General features: G+C 44.8%; 10 protein-coding genes. 6 read left to right on the forward strand and 4 right to left on the reverse strand.

Annotation, left to right across the window (positions count from 1 at the left end):
- Window positions 1–493: 493 nt before the first annotated feature.
- A complete protein-coding gene (locus EV202_RS01210; RefSeq protein WP_131924844.1) occupies window positions 494–2,116 on the reverse strand; it encodes a tetratricopeptide repeat protein in 1,623 nt (540 codons plus the stop codon).
- Window positions 2,117–2,991: 875 nt separating this feature from the next.
- Between EV202_RS01210 and EV202_RS01215 the strand changes: the two genes are divergently transcribed.
- From EV202_RS01215 to EV202_RS01230, 4 genes are read left to right on the forward strand one after another with little or no spacing between them, the layout of a single operon-like run.
- On the forward strand, window positions 2,992–3,372 hold the full coding sequence (locus tag EV202_RS01215; RefSeq protein ID WP_131924847.1) for a hypothetical protein: 381 nt from the start codon (window positions 2,992–2,994) through the stop codon (window positions 3,370–3,372).
- Window positions 3,348–4,280, forward strand: coding sequence for a 4Fe-4S dicluster domain-containing protein (locus EV202_RS01220; RefSeq protein ID WP_131924850.1), 933 nt, complete (start codon window positions 3,348–3,350; stop codon window positions 4,278–4,280). Before EV202_RS01215 ends, EV202_RS01220 begins: the two co-directional genes overlap by 25 nt.
- A 16-nt stretch (window positions 4,281–4,296) precedes the next feature.
- A complete protein-coding gene (locus tag EV202_RS01225) occupies window positions 4,297–4,932 on the forward strand; it encodes a hypothetical protein (RefSeq protein ID WP_129588753.1) in 636 nt (211 codons plus the stop codon).
- Window positions 4,933–4,991: 59 nt separating this feature from the next.
- Window positions 4,992–5,597, forward strand: a complete 606-nt coding sequence (locus tag EV202_RS01230) for a ribonuclease HII (RefSeq protein WP_131924851.1) — start codon at window positions 4,992–4,994, stop codon at window positions 5,595–5,597.
- Between the two features lie 25 nt (window positions 5,598–5,622).
- Here the strand turns inward: EV202_RS01230 and EV202_RS01235 are convergent, their stop codons facing one another.
- A complete protein-coding gene (locus EV202_RS01235; protein ID WP_131924854.1) occupies window positions 5,623–6,549 on the reverse strand; it encodes a magnesium transporter CorA family protein in 927 nt (308 codons plus the stop codon).
- A gap of 689 nt (window positions 6,550–7,238) precedes the next feature.
- Complete coding sequence (locus EV202_RS01240; protein ID WP_131924857.1) at window positions 7,239–8,792, reverse strand: outer membrane protein assembly factor BamB family protein; 1,554 nt, start codon at window positions 8,790–8,792, stop codon at window positions 7,239–7,241.
- 194 nt (window positions 8,793–8,986) lie between these two features.
- Here EV202_RS01240 and gpmI point away from each other — a divergent pair, with 194 nt between their 5' ends.
- Window positions 8,987–10,501, forward strand: a complete 1,515-nt coding sequence (gene gpmI / locus EV202_RS01245) for a 2,3-bisphosphoglycerate-independent phosphoglycerate mutase (protein WP_131924860.1) — start codon at window positions 8,987–8,989, stop codon at window positions 10,499–10,501.
- Between the two features lie 84 nt (window positions 10,502–10,585).
- Here the strand turns inward: gpmI and EV202_RS01250 are convergent, their stop codons facing one another.
- Entirely contained in the window at window positions 10,586–11,215 is a 630-nt protein-coding gene (locus EV202_RS01250) for a porin family protein (protein ID WP_106069772.1), read from the reverse strand.
- A gap of 180 nt (window positions 11,216–11,395) precedes the next feature.
- On the opposite strand from EV202_RS01250, the gene EV202_RS01255 reads away from it, so the two are divergent.
- The gene (locus EV202_RS01255; RefSeq protein ID WP_131924862.1) at window positions 11,396–11,977 is read left to right on the forward strand and encodes a DUF3109 family protein; all 582 of its coding nucleotides are present in this window, start codon (window positions 11,396–11,398) and stop codon (window positions 11,975–11,977) included.
- Window positions 11,978–12,229: the final 252 nt, after the last annotated feature.

A 12,229-nucleotide genomic window follows, 5' to 3' on the forward strand; every position in this document is an offset into this window, starting at 1 on the left:
TTTATTATCTACAAATGGTTCTGTAAACGTCTGACTAATAGGGGCTAAATGAGATATTCTATATCTACAAAACTATATCCACATCAACTTTCCCGATTTACATTAATTATTGAGTTGCGCAAGTAAACGGTGATTAGATGAAGAAGGAAACCAACTCTTTTAGAAATATCAGGCAATTTGAAAAGTATATGCAAAGGTAAAGATTCAAATAATAAAGTCGCATTTACGAGGCAGCCTGCACAGAGTTTTTTTCTCATTTTATCTGCCATCTGCGAGGATTTGGTACTTATCGCATTACTATATAATAAGCTACAGGCTTGCAGATACCCCTTGCAGATGAGGTTGTGCCAGAGTTTTGACACAACCTCTTTTTAAAATTGCTCTCATCCACCCCTGCAAGCCCGATGAACAAAGATTTTCAGGCAAGCAGTGAGGATGGTGAGGGTGGAAATGCAATATAAATATTCAGCGCGTCTTGGGCTTGAGCGCCGGATTATATATTCTGTAGATAGTCCGTCAGATCTTCTTCCGAAGAGAGGTTGAGCGACTTGCGCAGGCGATAGCGGTTCATGTTGATGGTTTTCGGAGTGGTGCCGGTCAGCATGGATATTTCTTTGGTAGACAGGTTCACTCTTAGCAGGGTGGCAAGATACTTTTCGCCTTGTGTCAGTTTGGGATGGAGGGCGACGAGGCGTTGCAGAAACTCCTTGTTCTTGTCTTCCACATTTGTCAGTACGGCGCTGTTGTTCTTGTCTCCGCTTTGGCACTGGCTGATGAAGGCATTCACCTTTTTCAGATGGGGTATGAGAAGTTGGTTGTCCATCTTATACCCTTCTTTTATCATTTCGCGTATCTTGTCTAGCAGTTCGTTGCGGCTTCTGAGGAATACGGCGAAACTCATGGCTTCCTGACGGCTGGTATTGAGCGCGTTTTGCACATGCTCCAGTTCCAGTTCCTGCTGATGCAGCTTCAGTTCGGAGACCTCGCGCTCCGACAGTTCGAGCTGGTAGCGCGCCTTTACCAATTGCAGGTCTTTCCTACGTTTATACCATTTATAAAGAAAGATGCAAAAAGCCACACCCAGAACGAGGACACTGCCCAGCAGCCAGATGTTGCGCTTCAGCAGTTCTATCCTGTAAGCCTGCTCTTGCAATTCGGTGGCATACTTCTGGTCTTGGTATCTTTTGTAGGAGATTTCCTGCTCGATGTTACGTAGCTTGTTGCTGCTTTGCAGTTCCTTGCCCAGATGGTATCTTTTGCCCAGATACTTATAGGCTTGGGCATAGTCTCCTATGGCAGCATATACCATAGATGAATATTCGTAATTGTCGCATATCAGTTCGCGGGCACCGATGTTGTGGGCATATTCATAGGCTTTGTGCAATGCTTCCAAGGCGTTGGCGTATTGTTTGCCGTAGTAATACTGTTTTCCCATGTTGTTGTAGTTTTCTCCGAGCGCCCATTGTGCGTCCAGGTTTTTGTTGATGGTGATGGCTTCCCGGATGAAAGTGAGTTTTTCTTCCGTATTTCCCCGGTAGAGGCAGAGGTTGTTCAGATTCGCTGCAATCTCTTTCAGATTCCGCTGTGCCCGGTTGATGACCAGCGCGCGTTGGAAAAAACGTTCGGCAACGACAAATTCATTCATGAAATGGTGCATCACTCCACGCTCGTTGTAGCACCCGGCCACGGAAACGGAGTCGCCGATAACCTTGAAGATGGAGGTTGCCTTGTCGTTCAGTTCGATGGCTTTGTTGTAATCGCCCAGCTTGCTGTATACGCGCCCCATCAGAGAGTAGAGCTGTGCCATTTGCTTCTTGTTGGCGGGATGGATATATTTCTGGGTATCATATAGATTCTTGATGCTCAGGTCGAAGTTGCCCAATAATTGTTCGGCCTGACAGTAGAGAATCATGGCTTTTGCACGGGTTTCGTCCGGTTTTTCTTCGGGAAACAAGGCGGAAGCTTGGGTTGCGTAGTAGGAGGCTTGTTTGGGGTTGTTGTACAGGTATTTCTGTGCTTGTCCGATCAGGGTTTGGGCTTGCTTTGTATCTTGGCTTTGCAGGGGTGTCGTTGCCCACAGAAGGCATGTGAGTAATAAATAAAAGGCTTTCTTCATCGTCTCGTCTTATTTCTGCAAATTTAATTATTTCTTCTCAAAACTCCCGTCTGCCTCTGAAAAGATTTGAAAAACAGTTCTTATGAGTTCGGGAAAATTAATGTTTAGAAAAGCACTTGTTATCTTATTTTCTGGATATGCACAAACAATTTTCCCAAATTGTTGTAGAAGGAGTGTATGCAGTAAGTGGGGAGTATAAATTCATGTTGTGCTCTGACTGATGTCATAGGTGATCGGATTTGACTTTTTCTTGAGCTATTTATTGATATATTTCTGATAAATCTTTTCTGATAATAACTTTTTATATAGATGCAATCTTGTTCTTCATATTTGCCTTTAATCCATGTGCTAATGTGTCTGTTTGGGTCAAAACAATATTTTGAAAAGTTCCCACTCTGTTGGCAAACACTGATTTTTCAAGTTTACTATTTTATTTTTTTGTTAACCCCATTGATAATACATAACTTTTTAGTAGTCTTGTTCTTAATAATCATGGCGAATATCGTTTGTGTTTTGTTGGTTTCCAATATCATGGGGAAGAATACAATAGATTTCACAGGTTAAATTTATGCTACTTTTTTCCCTCGAATAGAGAGAACTAAAAATAAATGTCTGTATTGAACTATTTTTAATGTTTTATTGTAATGGATAGACGCACATTTTTTTTGAAGATGGGGCAGGGGATAAAAGGCCTAACTTTAGCCTACATCATTCATAGTTGTATGCCGGATGAGATGTCGTTCCTAAGTGAAAGTGATAAATACAAACCTGAGCTTTTACGATATTTAAGGGAATCCAATAAGGGGTACTACGAAAGAAACCCTGATGTATTCAGGCAATAACGCTCCATAGTAATTGCTGATAAAATTGACTTTGTGAATGATGAAGAAATTCTCAGAAAGAATAAGGCAGACTATATACTATTTATTACAACATTTGCCATTATGAAATGTAATTTTGATTTTTATAAATTCGAGAATAGGATAATTGATATCAAGCAAATAAACTTTCATACATTCAAAATAGAGACAGATGTTCCTGAAGATATTATAAGTTATGTTCAGTTTCCGGAGCCGACTGTCCTGAGAATTCTTATTAGAGTAAAAAGATTTTACCCGGAACTTATTCTGGATAAGGAATTCTCATTGCCTTGTATTATGCAAGCAGATACTTTTAAAAAGAATTTTATTGTTGCAAATGCGAATACGCGTAGTTTAAATCAAATAAAAATATGGGAATCTTCTTTGATTGTATAGGATGTGGAGCTTGTAGTGATATATGTCTTAGAAAAGCTATTAAATTGGCTTTTGTCAACGAGGAATATAAAAATACATTTGTAGACACATTTTTATGCAACTGCTGTGGAGAGTGTGTAAGTGTATGTCCAATTAATTGTCTCAAATATAAATTAACTTCCGATACATGGTTACGTTGTACTATTGAAGAAGATGGAGGAAAAAGTGGTGGTATGGAAGATAATAATGATTCTGGAATATATAATGGAGGAGGAAAGTGGGGAGACATACCTGCTTTACCCGCTAAGTTTAATAAATTGATTTTCAAAAATAAGAATCTTAATGGGGCTGCACTTCAATCTCTTGATAGAGCTTTTGATGAAATGTTGGAAGTTTGTAGTAGTAGTGCCATTTATAACTACTTAATTAATAATGGATATAGGTTCACTAGTGTTAGTATTGATCCTTCGTTATTAGGAAATGCTGGATATAACTTTTCGAATGCTAGTCTCACTTTTAGGAACGCTTCTACCATAGATGGTGAATCTTTATTTCATGAAATGTTCCACTTATTTCAGCAAAAACATTCAAATTGGGGAATAGAATCCGATGGAATGATGGAGTATGAAAGAACTTTGTTCACTGATATAATGTATTACATCCAATATGGGGATAATGGAGATTATAGAAGAAGTCCATGGATAGATAATGGAGCGAATGGAGCAGTATCCAAAGAATATAGAGATTGGCTGAAATATATTACAAAAAACAGAAAGAAAGTTCCCACATCCATTCCTAACGAAGACTTCTCCAAGTGGGCAGAGGTTTTCAAAACATGCAGTCGTGCATACATGCATAAGAATTTTCCTTCCCATTATAATAGTAATGCGATAATAAAAGCTCTATCTTTATCCCAGAATTGTATTTAATCTAAATAATATGGTTATGAAAACAAAATGCAAAAAACACTTCTTTTTATTATTCATCTTATTATTAAGCATACACGTTTATGCACAGACAGACTCTGCTAAATCGAATATCTATAATATCCCATCAAAAACAGAATTGTATATAGGGAAAACTTACAGATATATTGTGAATTATTATGGTTCGGATGAATCAGGAGATCATAGAGTAGTGATTACTTCTAATGTCCATGATCCTTTTGAGGGTATAAAGAATGAAATAGAGTGGCAATTTTTTTACAGAATTGACAATAAGCATGAAATCAGTCGCTATTTAAAACAAGCGTTATATATCTATCTTAAACCATATTTGAAAAAGGATGTTTTGGAACACATCAATGACGACACTTTCCTTATGTGGCTTGATTTCGATTTGAATGGAATATTGAAGTGTGCAAATTTTGCATTTCCGGCAGATTTGAATATCTCCATGGAAGCAATTGAGAATCTCGACATAGCATTGCGAAAAGGCTGTAAACTCCAATTGACCAATGAACATCCAGATGGAGGACGAGTGAAGTATATTGAAAAATATACGATGGGCTACAGTTTGAAAGATGACATTTTTCCACTGAAAAAAGAGAATAGTCTCGGCGAGATGAAAAACATAAAATAGAGGGTAACTACGCAGTAATTATTTTATCTTTGCCTCTCAAAGATAACGATATACGAACTATGCTATTACCTTATTTGCATGAAGACTTGGTGGAGGCGGGTTGCGACGAGGCCGGTCGCGGCTGTCTGGCCGGTGCGGTTTATGCCGCCGCCGTTGTTCTGCCCAAGGATTTCAGGAACGAGCTGCTGAATGATTCCAAGCAACTGACCGAGAAGCAGCGTCATGCACTGCGCGAAGTCATCGAACGGGAAGCCTTGGCATGGGCGGTGGGCATTGTCTCTCCCGAAGAGATAGACAAGATAAACATCCTCAACGCTTCGTTTCTGGCCATGCACCGTGCCTTGGACCGCCTTTCCGTGCGTCCGCAACATCTGCTTATCGACGGAAACCGCTTCAGGAAGTACCGCGATTTGCCGCATACCACCGTGGTGAAAGGCGACGGGAAGTATCTCTCCATCGCCGCCGCTTCCGTACTGGCCAAGACGTATCGCGACGACTATATGAACGGGCTGCACAAAGAGTATCCCCTATATGGTTGGGACGGCAACAAGGGCTATCCCACCAAGAAGCACCGTGCCGCCATTGCAGCCCACGGCGCAACTCCTTATCACCGCATGACGTTCAATCTGCTGGGCGACGGACAACTGTCGCTCGACTTTCTTTAAGAAGATATCCCCTTTCGGAGACAGGCTAAAACCACTTGATTTTCCTGAACCATACGAACGTCACTGTCGACAGCAGGGCCGACAACAGGACGATGAACACGAAGGCATGGGGAAACTCCTCTATATGTATGTCCACGTTCATGCCGTAGAAGCTGGCAATCAGGGTGGGTATCATCAGGGTGATGGAGAGGCTTGTCATGCGTTTCATGATGGAGTTTACGTTGTTGGAGATGATGGAGGCAAAAGCATCCATGGTTCCCGTAAGGATGTCGCTGTATATGTTCACGGTATTGTAGGCCTGTTTCAGCTCGATGATAACGTCTTCCAGCAGTTCCATATCCAGATAGCCGGTTCCCTGGAAGATGTTTCTCAGCCGGCCTATCATCACTTCGTTGCCGCGGATGGAGGTGTTGAAGTATACCAGCGTCTTTTGCAGCTTCATCAGTTGCAGGAGGTCTTCGTTGCGGATGCTCTTTTCCAGTTCTTTCTCGGCGGCGGTCACGTCGTTGTTTATCTGCTTCAGGTATTTCAGGAACCATACGGCCGAAGAGTAGATGATGCGCAGAATCAGTTCGAGCTTGTTGTTCACGACGATGCCTTTGCGTCGGGTATGTTGGATGAAGTCCGGTATCAGTTCCGTGTGGTGGTAGCATACGGAAACAATGATGTCGTTGTTGGTGATGATGCCGATGGGAACGGTGATGAACGGCACGCCGCGCTGGTTGCTCTGCATGGGAATGCGCAGGATGGTCAGCAGCCAGTTGTCTTCTTTCTCCGTGCGCGGGCGTTCGTCCACGTCGGCAATGTCTTCCAGAAAAGATTCGGGAACTTTCAGTTCTTCGGTGAGAAACCGGAAATCGTCATCGTCGGGGCATTCCACGTTTACCCAGCAGTTGGGTTGCCACTCGGCTTTTTCCACAAAGCCGTTTTCGCTGTACAGATACTTTCTCATTGTTTGCCTCCTTTCGGTTTGGAACAGAGGCATTGCGGGCAACGTCTCCGTTTGTTTTAATGGTTAATATTGTTGCACGTTCGTGGGTTTGAATCGTCCATATTCTCTTCTTTTAGATTTTTTAAGCGTGACAAAAATACATAAATCATTTCAAAATGTACGCTTTAGTCGCTGTTTTTTGTGCTGTCGACCTGCAAAACGGCTTTTTCGGGGAGAAGCCCTGTCGTTGCCCGGCAGGAAGGCTGAAAACAGAATCAAGGCGGTTTTCGGGCAGGAAAGCGGTTGCTTTAATACGGGGCGGGGATAATAAGCTTTCTTTCCGTCTGCCCTTCAAGAGGAAATTGCATGAATCGCTTGCAGGGATGCTTATGCGTAATTATTATTTACCGCCTTGAAGCTTGTATCCGATAAAGAAAACGAAGACCGGAATACCCCTGCCAGAACACCTTCTGACAGGGGGGGTATCTAAGTATACGACTTAGACCCCCTAAGTATACGACTTAGGTAGCCTCGATATAGGACTGATTTTGCCTCTCCTTTTTCATCGCTTCTCCGAAAGATTTGATTTGGTAATATTTTTCAAAACAATTCCGGTCTTGGATTCCGGCCTTTTTTAATGCTTCTTTTCTCCGGATATGCGTCGTGCTTGGGGCGGCTGTCTGTCACTGCCGCTCCCTATCACCGGCCGGTTACCGGACGGCCTCGTTCATGTCGAGGAAAAGCAGGCGGTTTTCTTGGGTCAGCATCAACAGCTTGTTGCCGATTGCTTCGCCTTTGCGGAGCGAAAGCGGCATCCGGGCTACGGGCATGCCTATCCGGTGAATGAAGTGGTAATTGCCGTTGAGTCCTATACAGAGGTAGTCGCGAAGACGGATGCGGATGGGGTACACTTCTGACAAGTGGTAAGTGCGGCCGATGTTCAACTCCTTGTCTATTTCGTAAAAGGTTCCCTTATCGTTATATACCGGGCAGTATTGCCCGTCGAAATACAGGGGTGTGAAAGCGGTGCAGTCGTTGTTGGCGGCATAAAGGGTATCGGGTCGCATGGCGTAGAGGTGTCCGTTCCGGTCGGTATCCCAAGGGGTGATGTTCACGACGGAGTCGGTCAGCTCCTGATAGGCCAGGCCATCGTCGAAAAGCATGTAAAGCGCATCCTTGGTGTGCAGCGCATCTTCTACGATGTCTTTCTTCATACTGAGCTTGTTGAAGAAATGTTCCGTGCCCTCTTGCAGGTCGTAGCAGGCAATGAAAGGACGTCCGTACTTCTTTCGGCTGCCATTTGCACGCAATCCGTACCCGTAGCTTAGCATGTACAGCTTGTCGTCTTGTACGAAGAGGATGGAACGCCCGGCTTTCACGTCCGGAAACTCCCGCTTCCAGACAAGGTTCATTGTCGAGTCGATGCAGGCTATCTGCTCACGGTCGGCCCAATAATACCGGCCTTCGTGTTGCAGGATGTTCGATGAGAGCGAGGTGATGGTGTTGTTCGCTACGGGAACGTAGGCGTAGTACATGTTTCCTCCACTCACTGCCGCACCCATCGTTCCCATAGCCACTGCTGCCAATCCTTGCAATATGGCGGCTTTCGTGTCGTAGGCGCCGGGGCTTCCGGGGAATGTCTCCATCTCGCCTGTCCGGAAATTCAGCCGGTGCAGTTCGTCTGCCACGATGAGCCGCCGTCCGTCGGCCAACTCCTCTATCCGGCTCCAACCGTATTGGTGGGGCATCTTTGTCTGCCACAGCTCGTTGCCCGAATTCAGGTCGATGGCGCACAGCTTGTTCGAGGTGGCCGATTGGTAGCCCAGCATCAGCCCCAGCGAATCGTCTATGTAGATGGGGTGCAGTTTGGTTTCCCATCGTTTCGTTCCGTCTTCCTTGTTCAGCAGCCACACCTTGCCGTTGCGGTTGATAAGCACACCCTGCGAGAGGCATCTGGTGGCGGTGGAAAGGTAGTTGATGGGACTTTTCCACAACAGCTCTTTCCGGTTTAAATCGTAGAAACCTATTTCTCCTTTGTTTTGCAGATACTTCCCGCTCTTGGTCGTTTCGCGGAAGCTGACGCAGAGGTAATCTCCCTCTTCGCTCATGGAGAAAGTCTCGGCTCGTTGCGGCAATGAGTAGGCGATGGCGCGCAACTCTGTACCGTCGGCTTTTGTCCCGATGGAAACAGTGTCGGGTTGTACTTGGGCAAGCAGGCTTGCAGAAACGAAGCAGAGCAATGGGAGCAGGAAGCGTGTTTTCATGACGAATGGCTGTTTATGAGTTTATTCATTGGTTTACGGGTGGTATAAACACGTGGCAAAAGTATATAATTCTTTTGAAATCATAGATTTTAACTCCTGTTTTTTGTACCTTTGTATCCGCAAAAAGAACATCTTTGCGCAAAGTTTGTTTTTATGATGTAAAAGGATTGTACAATTAAAATTCGATTGATATTATGAGCAAGAAAGCCCTTTTAATGATTCTTGATGGCTGGGGCATCGGCGATCAAGGCAAAGACGATGTGATTTTCAATACGCCTACTCCCTATTGGGACAGTCTGCTGGCCGATTACCCGCACTCGCAACTTCAGGCAAGCGGCGAGAATGTGGGTTTGCCCGACGGACAGATGGGCAATTCCGAGGTAGGCCATCTCAATATCGGTGCCGGACGTATCGTATATCAGGATTTGGTGAAGATAAACCGTGCCTGTGCCGATGGAAGCATCCTGAAAAACAAGGAAATCGTTTCGGCTTTTTCTTATGCAAAAGAGAAGGGAAAGAACATTCACTTCATGGGGTTGACTTCTACCGGCGGTGTACACAGCTCTTTCGACCATTTGTTCAAACTCTGCGATATTTCTAAGGAATATGGCGTTGAGAATACGTTCATCCACTGCTTCATGGACGGCCGTGATACCGACCCCAAGAGCGGTAAGGGCTTCATCGAGCAACTGACGGCGCATTGCCAAAAGTCGGCCGGCAAGATTGCCTCCATCGTGGGGCGTTTCTATGCAATGGACCGTGACAAGCGTTGGGAGCGCGTCAAGGTTGCCTATGATTTGTTGGTAAACGGTGAAGGCAAGGTGGCGGCGGACATGGTGCAGGCCATGCAGGAGTCGTACGACGAGGGCGTTACGGACGAGTTCATCAAGCCGATTGTGAACGGTAACTTCGACGGTACCATCAAGGAAGGCGATGTGGTTATCTTCTTCAACTACCGCAACGACCGCGCCAAAGAGCTGACCATCGTTCTGACCCAGCAGGATATGCCGGAACAGGGCATGAGCACCGTGCCGGGTTTGCAGTACTATTGCATGACGCCGTATGACGCAAGCTTCAAGGGCGTGCACATCCTTTTCGATAAGGAAAACGTTCAGAACACGTTGGGCGAATATCTTTCGGCCAACGGCAAGACGCAGCTCCACATGGCCGAGACCGAGAAATATGCTCATGTCACGTTCTTCTTCAACGGAGGCCGCGAAACTCCGTACGACGGTGAGGAGCGCATTCTGGTTCCTTCACCGAAAGTGGCTACCTACGACTTGAAGCCGGAAATGAGTGCCTACGAAGTAAAAGACAAATTGGTGGAAGCCATCCGTACCCGGAAGTTCGACTTCATCGTCGTGAACTTTGCCAACGGCGACATGGTGGGACATACCGGTGTTTATGAAGCCATCGAGAAGGCGGTGAAAGCCATCGATGCATGCGTGAAAGATACAGTGGAGGCTGCCAAAGCAAACGACTACGAGGTAATCATCATTGCCGACCACGGCAATGCCGACCATGCGCTGAACGAAGACGGAACGCCGAATACGGCTCACTCTCTCAATCCCGTTCCCTTTGTCTACGTCACTGAAAACAAGAGTGCGAAGGTGGAGAACGGCGTACTTGCCGACGTAGCTCCCTCTATCCTGCACATCTTGGGCATGAAACAGCCTGAGGAGATGACAGGAAAGGACTTGATAAAGTAAGAGCGTTTCTTAGAATCTATAAATAGAAAAAAAGACCGTAATCTTCAAAGAGGTTACGGTCTTTTTGTTTTTGAGAGTCTGTTATCAGAATTTATATCCTACGGTAACACCGATGTTGGCATTTCTGGGCGATCCACTCTCTCCAAGTCTGCAAACTCCCAATTGGGTGTTGATGCCAACGAGGATGGCACCGAATTCAAGACCGGCTTCAATGTTGATACCGGCATCGAAACGATTCAAGTCAACCCCATCTTTACCGAATGTATCGGCTTTCTTCTTTATTGAGTTGTCACCGGCAGTAACTGTAGCGGTCGTCTTTCCGCCTATGCCGTAAGCAAAGTAAGGACCGCCGGCCACAACGATGTTGGTGTTCCCCGCAGCATTGAAGCGGAATTGTAGGTTGACAGGCAATTCCAGATAGGTTTGATTGAAGGTGATGTCGCCTTTGATATTTTCTTCGAGGAAATTGGCGGAACCGGAAAACTTTGCTCCTTTTGAGCTAAGGTATAAAGAGGGTTGCAATGACATAATCTCACTCAAAGCATACTCCATACCCACGCCGATGCGTACGCCCGGTTTGAACTTGGCATCGTCTGTGTTGTCGCCTACATAGGTGCTCATGTTCAGACCTCCTTTTACGTTCCATGATACTTGTGCAAAACCGCTCATGGAAACTACCAGTGCAAATAGCACTAACATAATTTTCTTTTTCATGTCTTTTTTACTTTAATAGTTCAGTTGATTTCGAATGGATATCAGTTAGATACCGGGGGCAAAGATAAATAATATATTAAAAAAGCAGGTTCTTTACCTTTGTTTTTTGATGATAAGACCGGTTTCAGTCAGATGGAAGTGTTATCTTTGCGACCTCATTTTATAATGTGCGATAGAGAAATGGTTCAGATAGATGATGTAGTGGTCAGCCTTGATGTGCTGCGCGAGAAGTTTCTTTGCAACTTGGACGCCTGTAAGGGAGCATGTTGCATAGAAGGAGATGCCGGAGCACCGGTGGAGCCGGAAGAGGTGGGGAAACTGGAAGAAGCCTTGCCGGTGATTTGGGATGAGCTGGCTCCCGAAGCTCGTGCCGTAATAGAGAAGCAAGGTGTGGTATATACGGATGAAGAAGGAGATTTGGTGACTTCCATCGTCAACGGCAAAGATTGCGTCTTTACCTGCTATGACGAGAAAGGTTGTTGCTATTGTGTCATCGAGAAGGCATACCGGGAAGGGAAAACCGATTTTTATAAACCGGTCTCCTGTCATTTATATCCTATCAGAGTAGGTAATTACGGACCTTACAAGGCTGTGAACTACCATCGTTGGGATGTGTGCAAAGCTGCCGTATTGCTTGGACAGAGGGAGAGCCTCCCGGTATATAAGTTTCTGAAAGCGCCGTTGATTCGCAAATTCGGCGAGGATTGGTATGCCGAATTGGAATTGGTGGCAGATGAGATGAGGCAGCAGAAGATGCTGTAATCCTCCGGCTCTATAAACAAACAAGATGCGCTGTAATAAGAACGTGAGTTCGATATAAGAATTAAATGAAAATATTCCGTTTCTTATTGATTATAAGTACATTAAGTTATTATCAATTCTTCTTAAAATGGACTTGATTAGATAAAATAGCTCACTATAACCCTTTTAAGTGGTAATAAATACTCGAATTACAAGATTATTTCTTTATTTTAGGGTTTATAAATCTCTAAGTGCCTTATAGATAACATATTA

Source organism: Prevotella heparinolytica (genome assembly GCF_004342845.1).
GTDB classification, from domain to species: Bacteria; Bacteroidota; Bacteroidia; order Bacteroidales; family Bacteroidaceae; genus Bacteroides; species Bacteroides heparinolyticus.